Origin of the sequence: Pseudomonas sp. PSKL.D1 (assembly GCF_028898945.1) — a bacterium.
Classification (GTDB): Bacteria; Pseudomonadota; Gammaproteobacteria; order Pseudomonadales; family Pseudomonadaceae; genus Aquipseudomonas.
Map to the genome: position 1 here is coordinate 5,801,930 of NZ_CP118607.1, position 17,512 is coordinate 5,819,441.

At 60.5% G+C, this 17,512-nt stretch carries 14 protein-coding genes; 5 read left to right on the forward strand and 9 right to left on the reverse strand.

The genetic code is table 11. From position 1 onward, the window contains the following. The first annotated feature begins 60 nt into the window (after positions 1 to 60). From phoB to PVV54_RS26150, 3 genes are all read left to right on the forward strand, one after another. Positions 61 to 750: a phosphate regulon transcriptional regulator PhoB gene (phoB, locus tag PVV54_RS26140; RefSeq protein WP_274907952.1), complete on the forward strand. Its 690-nt coding sequence runs from the start codon at positions 61 to 63 to the stop codon at positions 748 to 750. A gap of 48 nt (positions 751 to 798) precedes the next feature. Beyond that, positions 799 to 2,106 (forward strand): phosphate regulon sensor histidine kinase PhoR, encoded by a 1,308-nt coding sequence (gene phoR, locus PVV54_RS26145; protein WP_274907953.1) that lies wholly within the window; start codon positions 799 to 801, stop codon positions 2,104 to 2,106. 117 nt (positions 2,107 to 2,223) lie between these two features. Further along, positions 2,224 to 3,564 carry a hemolysin family protein gene (locus tag PVV54_RS26150; RefSeq protein ID WP_274907954.1) on the forward strand — a complete coding sequence of 447 codons (1,341 nt, stop codon included), beginning with the start codon at positions 2,224 to 2,226 and terminating at the stop codon, positions 3,562 to 3,564. 9 nt (positions 3,565 to 3,573) lie between these two features. On the opposite strand, the gene PVV54_RS26155 is transcribed toward PVV54_RS26150, so the two are convergent. From PVV54_RS26155 to PVV54_RS26190, 8 genes are all read right to left on the reverse strand, one after another. After that, positions 3,574 to 4,476, reverse strand: a complete 903-nt coding sequence (locus PVV54_RS26155) for a peptidoglycan DD-metalloendopeptidase family protein (protein ID WP_274907955.1) — start codon at positions 4,474 to 4,476, stop codon at positions 3,574 to 3,576. Positions 4,477 to 4,583: 107 nt separating this feature from the next. Continuing rightward, positions 4,584 to 5,483 (reverse strand): response regulator, encoded by a 900-nt coding sequence (locus tag PVV54_RS26160; RefSeq protein ID WP_274907956.1) that lies wholly within the window; start codon positions 5,481 to 5,483, stop codon positions 4,584 to 4,586. A gap of 165 nt (positions 5,484 to 5,648) precedes the next feature. Beyond that, positions 5,649 to 6,407 carry a phosphate signaling complex protein PhoU gene (gene phoU, locus PVV54_RS26165; protein WP_274907957.1) on the reverse strand — a complete coding sequence of 253 codons (759 nt, stop codon included), beginning with the start codon at positions 6,405 to 6,407 and terminating at the stop codon, positions 5,649 to 5,651. A 61-nt stretch (positions 6,408 to 6,468) separates the two neighbouring features. Beyond that, on the reverse strand, positions 6,469 to 7,302 hold the full coding sequence (gene pstB / locus PVV54_RS26170; RefSeq protein WP_274907958.1) for a phosphate ABC transporter ATP-binding protein PstB: 834 nt from the start codon (positions 7,300 to 7,302) through the stop codon (positions 6,469 to 6,471). Positions 7,303 to 7,374: 72 nt separating this feature from the next. Beyond that, positions 7,375 to 9,045: a phosphate ABC transporter permease PstA gene (gene pstA / locus PVV54_RS26175; RefSeq protein WP_274907959.1), complete on the reverse strand. Its 1,671-nt coding sequence runs from the start codon at positions 9,043 to 9,045 to the stop codon at positions 7,375 to 7,377. Positions 9,046 to 9,062: 17 nt separating this feature from the next. After that, positions 9,063 to 11,351 carry an ABC transporter permease subunit gene (locus PVV54_RS26180; protein WP_274907960.1) on the reverse strand — a complete coding sequence of 763 codons (2,289 nt, stop codon included), beginning with the start codon at positions 11,349 to 11,351 and terminating at the stop codon, positions 9,063 to 9,065. 140 nt (positions 11,352 to 11,491) lie between these two features. Then, a complete protein-coding gene (locus PVV54_RS26185; RefSeq protein ID WP_274907961.1) occupies positions 11,492 to 12,490 on the reverse strand; it encodes a phosphate ABC transporter substrate-binding protein PstS in 999 nt (332 codons plus the stop codon). Positions 12,491 to 12,662: 172 nt separating this feature from the next. Continuing rightward, positions 12,663 to 13,952, reverse strand: coding sequence for an MFS transporter (locus PVV54_RS26190; protein ID WP_274907962.1), 1,290 nt, complete (start codon positions 13,950 to 13,952; stop codon positions 12,663 to 12,665). Between the two features lie 359 nt (positions 13,953 to 14,311). Here PVV54_RS26190 and PVV54_RS26195 point away from each other — a divergent pair, with 359 nt between their 5' ends. Next, a complete protein-coding gene (locus tag PVV54_RS26195) occupies positions 14,312 to 14,710 on the forward strand; it encodes an acyl-CoA thioesterase (protein WP_012274860.1) in 399 nt (132 codons plus the stop codon). A gap of 71 nt (positions 14,711 to 14,781) precedes the next feature. Further along, a complete protein-coding gene (locus tag PVV54_RS26200; protein ID WP_274907963.1) occupies positions 14,782 to 15,678 on the forward strand; it encodes a D-hexose-6-phosphate mutarotase in 897 nt (298 codons plus the stop codon). Between the two features lie 774 nt (positions 15,679 to 16,452). Here the strand turns inward: PVV54_RS26200 and PVV54_RS26205 are convergent. Continuing rightward, complete coding sequence (locus tag PVV54_RS26205) at positions 16,453 to 17,511, reverse strand: IS110 family transposase (RefSeq protein WP_274910394.1); 1,059 nt, start codon at positions 17,509 to 17,511, stop codon at positions 16,453 to 16,455. Position 17,512 lies beyond the last annotated feature (1 nt).

The following is a 17,512-nucleotide window of genomic DNA, read 5'->3' on the forward strand; positions in this document are numbered from 1 at the left end:
CTGCAATAATTCCGTTATCTAATGCGGGCCAGACACGATTATCCAGGAGAGGTTTTGAGCATGGTTGGCAGAAACATTCTGATCGTCGACGACGAAGCACCCATTCGCGAGATGATCGCCGTTGCCCTGGAAATGGCCGGCTATGACTGCCTGGAAGCCGAAAACTCCCAACAGGCCCACGCGATCATCGTCGACCGCAAGCCGGACCTGATCCTGCTCGACTGGATGCTGCCGGGCACTTCCGGCATCGAGTTGGCCCGCCGCCTCAAGCGCGACGAGCTGACTGGCGACATCCCGATCATCATGCTCACCGCCAAAGGTGAAGAAGACAACAAGATCCAGGGTCTGGAAGTGGGCGCTGACGACTACATTACCAAGCCCTTCTCGCCCCGCGAGCTGGTGGCCCGGCTGAAGGCCGTATTGCGCCGCACCGGCCCGAACGACAGCGAGGCACCGATCGAAGTGGGCGGGCTGCTGCTGGACCCAATCAGCCACCGCGTGACCATCGATGGCAAGCCGGCCGAGATGGGCCCCACCGAATACCGCCTGCTGCAGTTCTTCATGACCCATCAGGAGCGCGCCTACACCCGTGGCCAGTTGCTCGACCAGGTCTGGGGCGGCAACGTATATGTCGAGGAGCGCACTGTCGATGTGCACATCCGCCGGCTGCGCAAGGCACTGGGTGAAGCCTACGAAAATCTGGTACAAACCGTCCGGGGCACTGGCTATCGCTTCTCGACCAAAAGCTGATCGAGCACCAAAGCGCCACGCCGCACGTCGTTGTACAAGGACCGTCACTTGAACCAGAACTGGCACGCGACCCTGATTCGCCACCTGTTGCTGCTGATCACCGTCTGCCTGATCGGCGGCCTGGTCAGCGGCTACTACGGCTGGAGCCTGGCCATCGGCCTGGCACTGTATCTGGGCTGGACCCTCAAGCAACTGCTGCGCCTGCATGACTGGCTGCGCAATCACCAACCCGATGAAGCACCGCCGGACGGTTACGGCCTGTGGGGCGAGGTGTTTGACAGCATCTACCACCTGCAACGCCGCGACCAGCGCGTGCGAGGCCGCCTGCAGGCGGTGATCGACCGGGTTCAGGAATCCACTGCCGCCCTGCGCGATGCAGTGATCATGCTCGACAGCGACGGCAACCTGGAATGGTGGAACCGCGCCGCAGAAACCCTGCTGGGGTTCAAAACCCCACAGGATGGCGGGCAGCCGGTCACCAACCTGGTGCGCCACCCCCGTTTCAAGGAGTACTTCGAGTCGGAAAACTACGCGGAACCGCTGGAGATCCCCTCCCCGATCAACGACCGCCTGCGCGTTCAGTTGCACCTGACCCGCTACGGCAACAATGAACACCTGATGCTGGTGCGCGATGTCACCCGCATCCACCAGCTGGAGCAGATGCGCAAGGACTTCGTGGCCAACGTATCGCATGAGTTGCGCACGCCGCTAACGGTAATCACCGGCTACCTGGAAACCCTGCTGGACAACGTCGAGGACGTGAACCCCCGCTGGGCCCGTGCACTGCAGCAGATGAGCCAGCAAGGCTCGCGCATGCAAACCCTGCTTAACGACTTGCTGCTGCTGGCCAAGCTGGAGGCCACCGATTACCCGTCGGACAACCAGCCGGTGGCGGTCGATGCAATGCTGGCCGCCATCAAAAACGACGCTCAGGCGCTGTCGGGGCCGCGCAATCAACGCATTAGCCTGGATGCAACACCCGGGATAAAGCTCAAAGGCAGTGAATCCGAACTACGCAGCGCCTTTTCCAACCTGGTGTTCAACGCGGTCAAGTACACCCAGGATGAAGGCAACATCCGGATCCGCCTGTGGGCGGATGATCAAGGCGTGCACCTTTCGGTGCAGGATTCCGGCGTGGGTATCGATGCCAAGCATCTGCCGCGCCTGACCGAGCGGTTTTACCGGGTCGACTCCAGCCGCGCCTCCAACACCGGGGGCACGGGGCTTGGGCTGGCGATCGTCAAGCATGTGCTGATGCGCCATCGCGGCAAGCTGGAGATCAGCAGTGTGCCGGGGCATGGCAGCACCTTTACCTGTCATTTTGCACCGGCACAATTGGCCAGCAACCGGGGCTGATGGCACCGGCACCCTTTGCTTTTGTAGCTTCAGCCGCTACATTGGACCCCCTGTGCCAGCAAAAGCTGGCACTTTATTTTCTATTTCCCCAAAGACGGACCCCGTAAAAACTCCATCATGGACCCTTCCCCTGGTATCAGCCTCACCTCGTTATTCGCCGATTTCGGCATGATCATCTTTGCCTTCTTCCTGGTGCTGCTCAACGGCTTCTTCGTTGCCGCCGAGTTCGCCATGGTCAAGCTGCGCTCCACTCGCGTCGAGTCCATTGCCGAACTGCACGGCTGGCGCGGCAGCATCTTGCGCAAGGTTCACAACCAGCTCGACGCCTACCTGTCCGCCTGCCAGCTGGGTATCACCCTTGCCTCGCTGGGCCTGGGCTGGGTCGGCGAGCCGGCATTCGCGCACCTGCTCGAACCGCTGCTGGCCTACCTGGGCGTGGACTCGCCCGAGCTGATCAAGGGTGTGTCGTTCTTCGTTGCGTTCTTCGTCATCTCGTACCTGCACATCGTGGTCGGTGAACTGGCGCCCAAGTCGTGGGCGATCCGCAAACCCGAGCTGCTGTCGCTGTGGACGGCCGTGCCGTTGTACACGTTCTACTGGCTGATGTACCCGGCCATCTACCTGCTCAACGCCAGCGCCAACACCATTTTGCGTATTGCCGGCCAGGGCGAGCCGGGCCCGCACCATGAGCACCATTACAGCCGCGAAGAGCTGAAACTGATCCTGCACTCCAGCCGCGGCCAGGACCCAAGCGACCAAGGCATGCGCGTGCTGGCCTCGGCCGTGGAAATGGGCGAGCTGGAAGTGGTCGACTGGGCCAACTCGCGTGAAGACATGGTCAGCATTGATGCCCATGCGCCACTGAAGGAAATCCTCGCCCTGGTGCGGCGCCACAAGTTCAGCCGCTACCCGCTGTACGACGCCGAGCGCGAAGAGTTCACCGGGCTGCTGCACATCAAAGACCTGTTGCTGGAACTGGCCGAGCTGGAGCACCTGCCCGAAACGGTTGACCTCGAAGACCTGGCCCGGCCGCTGGAGCGGGTATCGCGGCACATGCCACTGGCCCAGCTGCTGGAGCAGTTCCGCAAGGGTGGCGCGCACTTTGTGCTGGTCGAAGAAGCCGATGGCAAGGTCATCGGCTACCTGACCATGGAAGACGTGCTGGAAGTGCTGGTGGGCGACATTCAGGACGAACACCGCAAGACCGAGCGCGGCATCCTGGCCTACCAGCCTGGCAAGTTGCTGGTACGCGGTGACACGCCACTGTTCAAGGTCGAGCGCCTGCTGGGCGTTGACCTTGACCATATCGAAGCCGAAACCCTGGCCGGTCTCATCTACGAAACGCTCAAGCGCGTGCCCGAAGAAGAGGAAGTGCTGGAAGTCGAAGGCCTGCGCATCATCATCAAGAAGATGAAAGGGCCGAAGATCGTGCTGGCCAAGGTGCTCAAACTGGATTGAGCACTTGGCTCATGGGTTGCCGGCGGTAAAGTCCGGCAGCCCGCCGATTGGCCGGTCGAACTGGAACGGTATCGACTCCAGCGCAAAGCCCACATTGCGCTGAACCACGAAATGCAGGTGCGGGCCGGTGCTGTTGCCGGTGTTGCCCGATTTGGCCAGTGCCTGGCCCAGCCCCACTTGCTGCCCCTCCCTCACCACCACCGAACCGCGCATCAGGTGCAGGTACACGCCCATGGTGCCGTCCGGGTGCAGGATGCGCACAAAGTTGCCTGCGGGGTTGGTGCCCCGGCCAGTCTGGTTGTTCTCGATTTTTACCACCACGCCGGCCCGCGCCGCGATGATCGGCGTGCCCTCAGGCATGGCTATGTCCATGGCATAGCGCCCCTTGGCGCCAAAATGGCTGAAGCGCCCATTGGGCCCTTGGGTGAGCCGGAATGGCCCGCCTTTCCACGGGAATGGATACCGATAGCCTTGGGAGCGCTGAACAGGGTCACCCATGGCGTACTGAAACTTGCTGGCGTACTTCAAAGGCCCGCCCGGAGCGGCCAGCACCGAGCTGAGCACCTTGGTAGAACGCGGCCCCACCACACTGCGTACAATACGCGGGGCATTGCCGCCAAAGGCGTTGGCAAGCTTGTCGATGCGCAACTCGACCTCCATCGGTACGTACAGGTCGTTACGCACAAAAAAACGCACACCACCGGGGAACGGCTCGGTTTGCAGGCGCACCTGGCCATCAACCCGCTCCAACATGGGCTCGCGTAGCGTGAACGTCTTGGCACCGGGGCTGGGGCGGTCCGAGTAGGACACCACACCAAAATCATCGGTGGTTCTGTAGAGGGTCATGCCGAAGCTCGACACCGAGGCCGAAAGCAAGGCACAGCACAGCAGCAAGCGGGCGGCGGCGGGCATGATAGTGGCTTTTTGACAGTTGTGATCTGTCGAAGCCTAGCAGCCCGTTTTGAGAGCGGTACGACAGTTGGTCGGGTCGCCGCACCATCACTCAAACAGCTGGATAATCAGGCGCCAGGGGTAAAGTGCTTTTGCGCGGTGCCGCGGGCGATCAGGCGCGACAGGTAATCCAGCTTCTGGGCATCCTGGTCGACGAACTTGAACGTCAGTTGCAGCCAGTCGCTTTCAGGCTTGGGCTCCAGTGCCGCAACGGCATGCAGGTAGCCGTTGAGCCGTGCGACCTCCGCGTTCTCGCCTTGCTCCAGGTCCAGCACAGCGCCTTCAAGCACCTGCGGCAGTGCTGCACTGCGACGCACCACCAGCAACGCTTCCTTCAGGCTCAGCGCCTTGATCACGCAGGCTTGGGTGCCACTGGCCAGGCGCAGCTGGCCCTGGCCACGGCCAGTCTGGGCAGCGGCTGCAGCGGCTGATTGCGGGGGCGGTGCATTGAGCAAAGGCTTGGCAACTGCGGCGGCAGGCGCCACTTTGACGGCCTCGGGCTTACCGCCGGTCAAAGCGCTCAACGAATCATTGGCAAACGCCGAGTTTACCCGCGCCGGGCCACCTGCCATCAGGCTTTCCAGCTTGCCGATCTTGGTCAGGGCCTTCTTCACCTTGGTCAGCAACTGCTCATTGGTGAATGGCTTGCCGACGAAGTCGGAAACGCCGGCCTGGATGGCCTGGATCACGTTCTCCTTGTCACCACGGCTGGTGACCATGATGAACTGCATGCTCTTCATTTCAGGTTGCTGGCGGCACCAGGTAAGCAATTCCAGGCCCGTCATTTCAGGCATTTCCCAGTCGCACAGAACCAGGTCGAACGCCTCCTTACTCAGCATGGCCATCGCCTTACGGCCGTTTACGGCATCTTCGATGACCATGCCCGGGAAGGCATTGCGCAGGCACTTCCTGACCAGGTCACGGATGAACGGGGCGTCATCCACAACCAGCACATTCACTTTACTCATCGATACTCCTCTTGAATCCCGACTGGCCAACCGCTCAACGGTGGCCACTTGCCAATGCCTGGGTCACGCCGGGACTGCTTCGCATCGTTCGCGGGTGCCTGCTGGTTGCTCTGCCACAAACGAAAACGCCCGGCCAAAGCCGGGCGTTAAAGCTCGGGAGCAAACTTATTTATCGTCCGGTTCGGCAGGAACATTAGCCTTTTCAGCAGTGCCTTCGACTTCCGCCTTCATACGCTTGAGGCCCATGTGGCGCACGTCTGTACCGCGCACCAGATAAATCACCAGCTCGGAGATGTTGCGCGCGTGGTCGCCGATGCGCTCCAGCGAGCGCAGGGCCCAAATCACGCTCAGTACCCGCGAGATCGAACGCGGGTCTTCCATCATGTAGGTCACCAGCTCGCGCAGGGCGGTTTTGTACTCACGGTCGATGGTCTTGTCGTACTGGGCCACCGACAACGCCAGGTCCGCGTCGAAGCGGGCAAAGGCGTCAAGGGCATCACGCACCATGTTGCGCACCTGGTCGCCGATGTGGCGCACTTCCACGTAGCCACGTGGCGACTCGCCTTCCTCGCACAGCTGGATGGCCCGGCGGGCAATCTTGGTCGACTCGTCGCCAATGCGCTCCAGGTCGATCACCGACTTGGAAATACTGATGATCAAGCGCAGGTCGGAAGCCGCCGGCTGGCGACGCGCGAGGATGCGCACGCATTCCTCGTCGATGTTGCGCTCCATCTGGTTGATTTGCTCGTCGACCTCGCGTACCTGCTGAGCCAGGCCCGAATCGGCCTCGATCAAGGCGGTAACAGCGTCGTTCACCTGTTTCTCGACCAGGCCACCCATCGCCAACAAGTGGCTGCGGACCTCTTCGAGTTCGGCGTTGAATTGCTGTGAAATATGGTGCGTAAGGCTTTCTTTGTTGATCATCGTTTCGCTCCGCGAAGCAGCTGCAAGCTTCAAATGGTTCGTGTCTGTCCCTGGCTTGTGCTTAGCCGTAGCGACCGGTGATGTAATCCTCGGTCTGCTTCTTCGCCGGGTTGGTGAACAGGGTGTCGGTATCACCGAATTCGACCAGTTTGCCCATGTACATGAACGCCGTGTAGTCCGAAACACGGGCGGCCTGCTGCATGTTGTGGGTCACGATAACGATGGTGTACTTGGATTTCAGTTCGTAGATCAGCTCTTCGACTTTCAGCGTCGAGATCGGGTCCAGTGCCGAGCACGGCTCGTCGAGCAGCAGTACTTCCGGCTCAACGGCGATGGTACGGGCGATCACCAGGCGCTGTTGCTGGCCACCGGACAGGCCAAGCGCCGACTCGTGCAAGCGGTCCTTGACCTCATCCCACAACGCAGCCCCCTTCAATGCCCACTCCACGGCTTCGTCCAGCGTGCGCTTCTTGTTGATGCCCTGAATCCGCAGGCCATAAACCACGTTCTCGTAGATGGTCTTGGGGAACGGGTTGGGTTTCTGGAACACCATGCCCACGCGGCGACGCAGCTCGGCCACGTCTTCGCCTTTGCGGTAGATGTTGTTGCCGTAAAGGTTGATGGCGCCTTCCACACGGCAACCGTCAACCAGGTCGTTCATGCGGTTGAAAGTACGCAGCAGGGTGGACTTGCCGCAGCCAGACGGGCCGATGAAGGCGGTCACGCGCTGCTTGGGGATGTTCATGCTGACATCGAACAAGGCCTGCTTGTCGCCGTAGAACAGGCTCAGGCCAGGCACTTCGATGGCCACGGTTTCTTCTGCCAGGCGCAGGCTTTGCTTGTCGCGACCCAGGGCAGACATGTCGATGCCGTGAGTATGGGATTCTTGCTGCATGGTCAACTCCATACGCTATCAAGTCGTTTCAAAGGGCCGCCCGGCTCACGGGCGGCACGCTTGTAATCAGGGTCAGCTGTCGAGGGCCTTGTACTTCTCGCGCAGGTGGTTACGGATCCACACCGCCGAGAGGTTAAGGGTGGCGATTACCATCACCAGCAGCAATGCGGTGGCGTACACCAGCGGCCGCGCAGCCTCGACGTTCGGGCTCTGGAAGCCGACATCGTAGATGTGGAAGCCCAGGTGCATGATCTTCTGGTCCAGGTGCAGGTACGGGTAGTTACCGTCCACCGGCAGCGACGGGGCCAGCTTGACCACACCCACCAGCATCAACGGCGCCACTTCACCGGCGGCGCGTGCCACGGCGAGGATCATGCCGGTCATCATGGCCGGGCTGGCCATCGGCAGTACAATCTTCCACAAGGTCTCGGCCTTGGTCGCACCCAGCGCCAGCGAGCCCTCACGCACAGTGCGCGGAATACGCGCCAGGCCTTCCTCGGTCGCAACGATCACCACAGGCACGGCCAGCAGGGCCAGGGTCAGCGAAGCCCACAGCAGGCCAGGCGTACCCAAGGTAGGCGCCGGCAGCGACTCCGGGAAGAACAAGCGGTCGATTGAGCCGCCCAACACGTAGACGAAGAAGCCCAGGCCGAACACGCCATACACGATCGCCGGAACACCGGCCAGGTTGTTCACCGCAATACGGATCAGGCGAGTCACCGGGCCCTGCCTGGCGTATTCGCGCAGGTAAACCGCTGCCAGTACACCGAACGGGGTAACGATCACGGCCATGATCAGGGTCATCATCACGGTACCGAAGATGGCCGGGAAGATACCGCCCTCGGTATTGGCTTCACGCGGGTCGTCGCTGAGGAACTCCCACACCTTGGCAACGTAGGCCCCCATCTTGGCGAACCCGGACATGGCGTTCGGCTGGATGGCGTGTACTACCTTGCTCAGGTTGACCTCGGTTTCACGCCCGTTACCGTCGCGAACCACGATGCTGTCACGGGCAAACGCCTGGTGCAGGCCGGTCAGTCGATCTTCGATAGCCTTGTAACGGCTGTTCAGCTCTGCACGTTCAGCGTCCATGTCAGCCTGGGCGGCGGCGTCCAGCTTGCCTTCCAGTTCCAGCTTGCGGCCGTGCAGGCGCAGGCGCTCAAGGCCATGGTTGATGGCACCGATGTCCTTTTTCTCGAGGCTCTGCAGTTCGCTGTTGAACTGGTTGGCGCGCTTGAGGCGGGCCTGCAGTTCGTTCCAGGCGGCCGGCCCTGTTGCTACTACGCGGCCTTCTTCCTTGATGCTGACCAGGTAGCCGTAGAAGTTGCCCCATTCACGGCGCTCCAGGGCAATCAGGTCTGCCGGGCGCTGTTCATCGACCAGCCAGTCGCCAACCACCCAGGTGAAATCGCTACCGTTAAGGTCGCGGTTACCCACCTTGATCAGCTCACGGGTCATGAACTCCGGGCCTTCATCAGGTACTGGCAAGCCAGCACCTTTCAAGCGCGCCCGAGGTACCTCTTCCTTCTGTACCACTTCACCGACCACAACATGGTCTGCCTGGCCCGGAACCTTGTAGGTGGCCTGGATCAGGTCGGCGGGCCAGAAGTGGCCCAGGCCGCGTACAGCAATCACTGCCAGCAGGCCGACGGTCATGATGACCGCCATGGCCACCGCGCCACCGCTGATCCAGACGCCTGGTGCGCCGCTCTTGAACCAGCCTTTGAGGGAATCCTTTTTCACGGATCTCTACCTTTCTATCAAAGCGACGAGTATTTCTTGCGCAGACGCTGGCGAATCAGCTCGGCCAAGGTGTTCATGATGAAGGTGAACATCAGCAGCACGAGGGCGGCGAGGAACAACACACGGTAATGGCTGCCGCCGACTTCGGATTCGGGCATTTCCACCGCCACGTTGGCAGCCAGGGTGCGCATACCTTCGAACAGGTTCATCTCCATTACCGGGGTGTTGCCAGTGGCCATGAGCACGATCATGGTCTCGCCCACTGCTCGGCCCATGCCGATCATCAGCGCCGAGAAGATGCCCGGGCTGGCAGTCAGGATGACTACGCGGGTGAGGGTCTGCCAAGGCGTGGCACCCAGAGCCAGCGAGCCCAGTGTCAGGCTGCGCGGCACGCTGAACACGGCATCTTCGGCGATCGAGTAGATGTTCGGGATGACCGCGAAGCCCATGGCAATCCCCACCACCAGAGCGTTGCGCTGGTCGTAGGTGATGCCCAGGTCGTTGGTGATCCACAAACGCATATCGCCGTCGAAGAACCAGCTTTCCAGATGCGGGCTCATGGTCAAGGCGCCCCAGCCGATCACCAGAATCACCGGGATCAGGATCGCTGCTTCCCAGCCATCCGGGATGCGCAGGCGGATCGACTCCGGCAGGCGGCTCCAGCCGAAGCCCGCAAGCAGGATGCCCACCGGCATGATGACGAACAGGCTGAACACACCCGGCAGGTGGCCTTCGAGGTACGGGGCCAGGAACAAGCCGGCAAAGAAGCCGAGGATGACCGTCGGCATCGCTTCCATGAGTTCGATCACCGGTTTGACCTTGCGGCGCATGCCGGGTGCCATGAAGTACGCAGTATAGATAGCGGCGGCAATGGCCAGCGGCGCCGCCAGGATCATCGCGTAGAACGCGGCCTTGAGGGTACCGAAGGTCAACGGCGACAGGCTCAGCTTGGGCTCGAAGTCGGTGTTCGACGCAGTCGACTGCCACACGTATTTGGGCTCGTCGTAGTTCTCGTACCACACCTTGCCCCACAACGCGCTGAAGGAAACTTCCGGGTGGGGGTTTTTCAGGCTAAGTGGCAGCAGCTTGCCGCCTTCTTCGATGATGATGCGGTTGGCACGTGGCGACAGGGCCAGGATACCCGGGCCTTCGGCAACAGGCTCGACCAGCAGGGTGCGGTGCGCGGTGCTGTGGAACACGCCCAGCTTGCCCTCGGCGTCCAGGGCGATGAAACCCTTGCGGCGCTCTTCGGCATCGATTTGCACGATGGGCGCCTTGCCCATCTGGAAGGTCCGGATTTGCTTGAAGCGCGACTCGCCATCCGGGTCTCGGGCCATGAACCACTGGGCCAGCCCGCCCTTGGAGTCACCGATAATCAGCGAAATGCCACCGACCAGTTGGCCTGTGGCGGTGATTTCGGTATCGGCGCTTTCCGTCAGCTTGTACCGGCCATTGAGGCTCTTGTCACGCAGGCTGAAGACATCAGCCGTGGCGCGGCCGTTGATCACATACAGCCACTGCTGGCGCGGGTCGATGAAGATGTTCTTCACCACCTCGGTCATTTGCGGCAGTTCGATGCGGTTCTGCTCGGTGGTGACCTCGCCGGTCATCATGTTTTCGGTGCGCGAGAGCTCGATCACTTGCAGATGCGCACCCGTGGAGCCAGCCAACATCAAGGTTTCACCGTTGATGTTGACGCTCACGTGCTCCAGCGGGCGGCCTTGGTCGTCGAGCACGAGCGGCTCTTTACCGTAGGGGAAGTCCACACCTGGGGTGATGGTCTTCTTGTTGTCCGGGTACGTGATCTTGTACGTGTGATGGAAGGTCAGCGCCTGGCCATTGGACAGCCCCAGCACCACCATCGGGCTGCCGGGCTGGTCGGTACTGATCGAGGTAACCTGGGTGCCTGCCGGCAGTGGCAGGTCGACACGGCTCAGTTCGCTGCCGGTCTTGGTATCGAAGAACAGAGCCTGGCCCTTGTCCGAAACCCGCATACCCACCAGGTTCTGCTCTTCAAGCGCGATCAACAGCGGCTTGCCGGCATCCTGCTGCAGCCAGGTAGGCTCCAGAGCTTTCTTGCTGGTCAACGTAGCGCCTTGGAACAGCGGCAACACAACGTAGGCCAGGTAGAAGAAGATCAGGGTAATGGCTGCCAACACAGCAAGCCCGCCCACCAGTACATACCAACGGGTCAGGCGATCCTTGAGGGCACGCATGCGGCGCTTGCGCTGCAACTCGGGCGTATTGAAATCAATGCGCACGGGGGGGGAGTTGGGAGTCATTGTGGAATTGGCCAGATCATTCATGCGCACACCCTAGCGGTCCCGTATGACAAAAACATGACAGTGCGATGACGCACGAAAGCCCGCCGCTCAGGAACCCTGGCTTCGGGCTGGGAAGTCGGGGAAAAGGCCGGGCGGCAGCGCCCGGCCTCCTCCTCAGTTACTTACTTCTTTGCAACGTTACCGGCGTGGTTCAGGCCCAGGTCAGCCAGGGTCTTCTCAACCACTTTGGCCGGCAGCGGGATGTAACCATCCTTCACCACGACCTGCTGGCCAGCTTGCGACAGCACCAGCTTGATGAATTCGGCATCCAACGGAGCCAGAGGCTTGTTCGGGGCCTTGTTCACGTAAACATACAGGAAGCGCGACAGCGGGTAGGTGCCGTTCAGGGCGTTGGCTTCGTTGTCTTCAACAAAGGCGCCGCCTTCTTTCTTGGCCAGGGCTACGGTCTTGACGCTCGCGGTCTTGTAACCGATGCCCGAGTAGCCGATGCCGTTCAGCGAGGAGCTGATCGACTGCACAACCGAAGCCGAGCCAGGCTGTTCGTTGACGTTAGGCTTGAAGTCGCCTTTGCACAGGGCTTCTTCCTTGAAGTAGCCGTAGGTGCCGGATACCGAGTTACGGCCGAACAGCTGGACCGGCTTGTTGGCCAGGTCGCCGGTCACACCCAGGTCACCCCAGGTTTTGACGTCGGCTTTGCCACCGCACAGGCGGGTAGACGAGAAGATGGCATCGACCTGGGCCATGGTCAGGCCTTTGATCGGGTTGTCCTTGTGAACGAACACGGCCAGGGCGTCAACGGCAACCGGGATGGCAGTCGGCTTGTAGCCGTATTTCTGCTCGAACGCCTGCAGCTCGACGTCCTTCATCTTGCGGCTCATCGGGCCGAGGTTGGCGGTACCTTCGGTCAGCGCGGGTGGTGCGGTGGAGGAACCGGCCGCCTGGATCTGGATGTTTACGTTCGGATATTCCTTCTTGTAGGCCTCGGCCCACAGAGTCATCAGGTTCGCCAGGGTATCGGAACCGACGCTGGAGAGGTTGCCCGAAACACCGGTGGTTTTGGTGTAGGTCGGGATAGCTGGGTCGACGGCGGCTACCGCGTTGGCGGTTGCAACGCCAGCGGCGGCGAAGGTAAGGGCCGCCATCAAACGCTTCAGTTTCATGCCTTGCTCCTAGCAGGAATATTGGGTGTGTTGGATGGAACGGTGGCCAGTATCTGCAGGCCGCATGAATACGATATGACTTGAATGTGACATTTGGATGAAAGGCCATCACTGGATTCAGTGATGGCCTTCTTCAAAGGATGCAGAGTGAACTCACTCCACGGGAGCGGATTCAACGTTTGTTAGCGAGCAGGTAAAGGCCCACGATCAGGCCAACAGCGCACAGCCCCGCCACATAATAAGCAGGCGCCATCGGGCTAACTTTCAACAGCGCAGTCACCACCATCGGCGTCAAACCACCAAAAATGGCATAGGCCACATTGTACGAGAACGACAGGCCGCTAAACCGCACTACAGGGGGGAAGGCCTTGACCATCACGTAGGGGACGGCGCCGATTACGCCCACGCACAGGCCGGTGATGGCATACAGTGGGAACAGCAAATCAGGCCGCGTTGGCAGGCTGTGATAGAAGGTCCACGAACTGATCAGCAACATAAGGCTACCGATCACGAATACCCGGCCCGCGCCAAAGCGGTCGGCCAGGCTACCGGCGCCGATACAACCCAGGCTGAGCAACACAATCGCCAGGCTGTTGGCCTTGAGCGAGTCAGTCGGGCTGATGTGATAAATGCTTTGCAGCAAGGCCGGGGTCATCAGAATGACCACGACAATGCCTGCCGACAGCAGCCAGGTCAGCAACATCGACAGCAAGATGGGGCCGCGGTGATCGCGCAGTACAGCGCGCAGTGGCAACTCTTCGGCCAGTGCCTTGCGTTCCTGCATTTCAGCGAAAACAGGGGTTTCATGCAGCCAGCGGCGCAGGTAAACCGAAAACAGGCCGAACACACCGCCCATCAGGAACGGGATACGCCAAGCGTAATCGGCGACTTCCTCGGCGCTGTAAATCGTGTTGATCAGCGTCGCCACCAGCGAGCCGAGCAAAATGCCCGCCGTCAAGCCAGCGGTCAGCGTGCCGCAGGCGTAGCCGGTATTGCGCGCTGGCACGTGTTCGGAGACGAACACCCAGGCACCCGGCACCTCACCGCCAATCGCAGCACCCTGGATTACACGCATCAGCAACAGCAGCACCGGCGCCCACAGGCCAATCTGTGCGTAGGTCGGCAGCAAGCCCATGACCAGCGTTGGCAAGGCCATCATGAAGATGCTCAGGGTAAACATCTTCTTGCGCCCGAGCAGGTCACCGAAGTGAGCCATGATGATGCCGCCCAGCGGGCGCGCCAGATAACCAGCTGCAAAGATGCCGAACGTTTGCATCAAGCGCAGCCATTCGGGCATGTCGGCCGGGAAGAACAGTTTGCCCACCACCGTCGCAAAGAACACGAAAATGATGAAGTCGTAGAACTCCAGCGCTCCGCCCAGGGCGGACAGTGAGAGAGTTTTGTAGTCACTGCGGGTCAGCGGCCGCGAGGGCTGCTCGATACTGCTCGGCACGGAGGTCATCGCTCGTCGTTCTCTTGTAGGTCATGCAGGCCGCTTGGTACGCGGCTTCTGGATTGGGGAGAGTGGCGAAGATAGCAAATTGCCGAGCCCGGCCGGAAGCGATACAAAAACCCAACAGATATTCATGACTGCACGGTCGTCGCCTGACGTTTGGCTATATATACTGGCGACTCGTAGGAAAAGGTTGCAGAAAGCGTGGGATATTGTGCGAAAACGCCGGTCTTTATGTCGGGCGGTTTCGCAGAATGTCCCTGGGCCGCTCAATAAAAGCGAAATCAGCGTAGGATGTTTGCAGCTGAATCGTTTATACGGCCTTGCGCCCCACCAACGAAAGCGTCACGGGTCAGAGGCCCCACCGCATGATCGAGCTCGAACAAGAAGATCCTATCCCGCAAGGCGACCTTGCTTTGCAAATCACGGCGTTACCCCGTGAAACCAATGGTTTCGGCGATATCTTTGGCGGCTGGCTGGTCGCCCAGATGGATTTGGCCGGCACCGCCATGGCCAGCCGGGTAGCGGGTGGCCGAGTGGCTACAGTTGCCATCGACCGCATGGCCTTCCTGGTGCCGGTGGCCGTGGGCGCGCAGCTTTCCTTTTATACCCAGACGCTGGAGATCGGCCGCAGCTCGATCCAGATGATGGTAGAAGTGTGGAGCGACGACCCGCTGTCCAGCGAATGGCGCAAGGTCACCGAGGCAGCTTTCGTCTTCGTGGCCATCGACGGCAGCGGCCGTACCCGCTCGGTGCCTCGTCGCTGAGCCATGCGAGCGGTAAACTCATTGAATGTCATCGGGTCCAAGCCCCACACGCATTCAATGAGACGAGCGCTATGGCTACTTTCAAGGTCGAAACCGAGCAACACGGCGAGCTCAACTGCTGGCGCATCAGCAGCGACCGCGCCGAACTACTGATCGCTCAACAGGGTGCGCAGATCCTCAGCTACCAGCGGGTTGGCGAACCGCCGCTGCTGTGGCTGAGCGACCAGGCTATTTTCCGCAAGGGCAAGTCTGTGCGCGCCGGTGTACCAGTGTGCTGGCCGTGGTTTGGGAATTTGCAGCGCAACCCGGGCACCGTTCAAGCTATGTTTCACGGTGCAGAGGCACCCGCCCACGGGCTGGCCCGCGATCGTGACTGGCAACTCTTGGGTATCGAGGAAGCCGGTACTTCACTACGCATCGAGTTCGAGTTGCCTGATGCCCAGGGCGATCTGCCTGGATGGCCACACGACGTCGAGCTTAAACTGCTGATCGTGCTGGATGATGCGCTGGAGCTGACGTTGACCAGCCGCAATATGGGTAATGCGCCGGTCACCATCAGCCAGGCTTTACACAGCTACTTTGCGGTCAGCGATGTGCACCAGGCGCGTGTCGAGGGCGTTGAAGGCCTTGATTACATCGAAACCCTCGCCGATTGGGAGCAACGCCAGCAACAAGGTGCCCTGACGTTTACTGGCGAGACTGACCGTATCTATCTCGATACCCCGAAGCAACTGAGCATCGTTGACCCGCACTGGCAGCGCAGAATCACCCTGACCAGCAGCGGCTCACGTTCGGCGGTGATATGGAACCCGTGGATCGACAAGGCCAAGGGGCTGGCCGACATGGCCGATGATGGCTGGCAGCGAATGCTGTGCATCGAGACGGCGAATGTCCGGGATGACGTGGTGACCTTGGCGCCCGGGCAGCGGCATGATCTGCGCGTGGCGATTGGCAGTGAGATGACCTGACTTCCGGGCTGGCCACATCGCGGCGGAAGCTGCTACGGGATGCATGGCGACACGCTGGGAATTTAGGAAGTTTCCTACAGCTCGTATCGAATACCATCACCTTCTCAGCGGGAAGTGATGTGCTTAGGCTTCAGACCGTCGCCGAACAACTTGGCGATCGGGTGTGGTAGCCCGGATGCATTCTTTCCATGACAGCCTATGGTGGCTGTGCGCGGGAGGCTTTCGAGCCTGCCTGGCTTGGAAAATGCCCAGGTCTACCACCCCGTGTACAGCCGCCACCCTATTCATGTGGTAGTGATCGGGGGCGGCACTGAGCGAGCATTTTCCGATGACCAAGAAGCTAGTCCCAGATCCCCCCCTTCCCTGCACGACAAACCGTTCTTTTGCCTTGGCGGGATTTGGCGTTACCTCGGCCTTAAGGTGGGCGTGATTCGTGTAGGAGCGGCTTTAGCCGCGAACACCGGCGAAGCCGGTGCCATGCACCGCGTCGCCTGCTTCGCGGCTGAAGCCGCTCCTATGTATGGACTCGCCCACACTGTCTAGCTGCTTTTTGAACATAGGAACCCGGTTGCATCTATGTATCAGGCCTATTCGAGGAAGCTTTTCGCTTCTGGCCAACATCGTGGTGAGCTCGCAGTTTGCCGTTTACATTGAGGCCATAATGTTGCCGGGCCTGTAGGAGCGGAGGCATTTCTCTGCGACGGTCTTACCAAGGGGCAATGTTCACTAGCAGGGGTTGGGGCGCGCAGCGCCCCGGTGGCATTGCTCGGTTGATCAGCTGCTCATGGCAGCCTCCTCATGACCTTTCGGTTTGCGTTGATAAACCTGATCACTTTGCAGCAGTGACCAAATAATGCGCAGATTTCGATTAGCCAGTCTGATCGCCGCCTCCTTGCGCCCAAGGCGGGATAGCCAGCGCAAGAGGCGGCGATCATCTGGCTGATCGGAATCAGGCTTTAGCTGACTCAAGACAGCATGCGCGCCTTGAATCATCAAGCTGCGTATGTAGCCGTCACCTCGCTTGCTCATTCTGCCCAGCCTGATTTTGTTTCCGCTGCTGTGCTGGTCGGGCACGACACCGAAGAAAGCAGAAAACATCCGGCCACTGGCGAAGCGTGCAGGTTCTGTCTCTTTCGCCACGATCGCCGTGGCGATGATGGGGCCGACACCACGAATGGTGATCAACCGTTGTGCGACCTTATCCTCTTGGGCTGTCGCTTCGAGCCGCGCACTTAGCGTCGCAATGCGCTCACTCAGAAAGAGCCAGTCAGCTAGCAGTTCATCGAGCAACTCGCGCAACAAATCAGGCAGGGGCAAGGAGGCATCCTCAAGAGCTCGCGGTACATGTGTACTGATCGCGGTATCACCTTGGGGCATGGATACACCATGCTCAAGCAGCAAGCCACGCATCTGATTACCCAGCGCTGTATGTCGCTTGATGTTGCCGCGCCGGATACGGTGCAGCGCCTGAATAGTCAGTGCTGTGGTGCTCTTGACCGGTATCGAGGCGATGCTGCTGTCGCGACCAGCGCGCAAAATGGCATGAGCGTCGTTACGGTCGTTCTTGGCGCCACTGCGGTGCTCGGCCACGCGTTGCGCAGGCAGAATGCGAACCGGATTACCCTTGGCCTGCAGCAACCTGGCCCAGGCTTGCGCACCCGGACCACACTCCATCAAGACAGTTACCGTCACTGGCACCTTGAGTAGGAAATCATGGAAAGCCTGTCGGGATTTGATGCGATCTTCGTAGATCACCCGACCGGTAGCATCCTCGCCTGCTAACTGGAAGACCTGTTTGGCCAGGTCTACGCAGATGGTTGTGCAAAGCTCCACA

Coding starts and splice junctions, on each gene's coding strand:
- phoB (WP_274907952.1), top strand. CDS start 61: ATGGTTGGCAGAAACATTCTGATCGTCGACGACGAAGCACCCATTCGC.
- PVV54_RS26150 (WP_274907954.1), top strand. CDS start 2,224: ATGGACCCTTCCCCTGGTATCAGCCTCACCTCGTTATTCGCCGATTTC.
- PVV54_RS26155 (WP_274907955.1), bottom strand. CDS start 4,476: ATGCCCGCCGCCGCCCGCTTGCTGCTGTGCTGTGCCTTGCTTTCGGCC.
- PVV54_RS26160 (WP_274907956.1), bottom strand. CDS start 5,483: ATGAGTAAAGTGAATGTGCTGGTTGTGGATGACGCCCCGTTCATCCGT.
- phoU (WP_274907957.1), bottom strand. CDS start 6,407: ATGATCAACAAAGAAAGCCTTACGCACCATATTTCACAGCAATTCAAC.
- pstB (WP_274907958.1), bottom strand. CDS start 7,302: ATGCAGCAAGAATCCCATACTCACGGCATCGACATGTCTGCCCTGGGT.
- PVV54_RS26180 (WP_274907960.1), bottom strand. CDS start 11,351: ATGAATGATCTGGCCAATTCCACAATGACTCCCAACTCCCCCCCCGTG.
- PVV54_RS26185 (WP_274907961.1), bottom strand. CDS start 12,490: ATGAAACTGAAGCGTTTGATGGCGGCCCTTACCTTCGCCGCCGCTGGC.
- PVV54_RS26190 (WP_274907962.1), bottom strand. CDS start 13,952: ATGACCTCCGTGCCGAGCAGTATCGAGCAGCCCTCGCGGCCGCTGACC.
- PVV54_RS26195 (WP_012274860.1), top strand. CDS start 14,312: ATGATCGAGCTCGAACAAGAAGATCCTATCCCGCAAGGCGACCTTGCT.
- PVV54_RS26200 (WP_274907963.1), top strand. CDS start 14,782: ATGGCTACTTTCAAGGTCGAAACCGAGCAACACGGCGAGCTCAACTGC.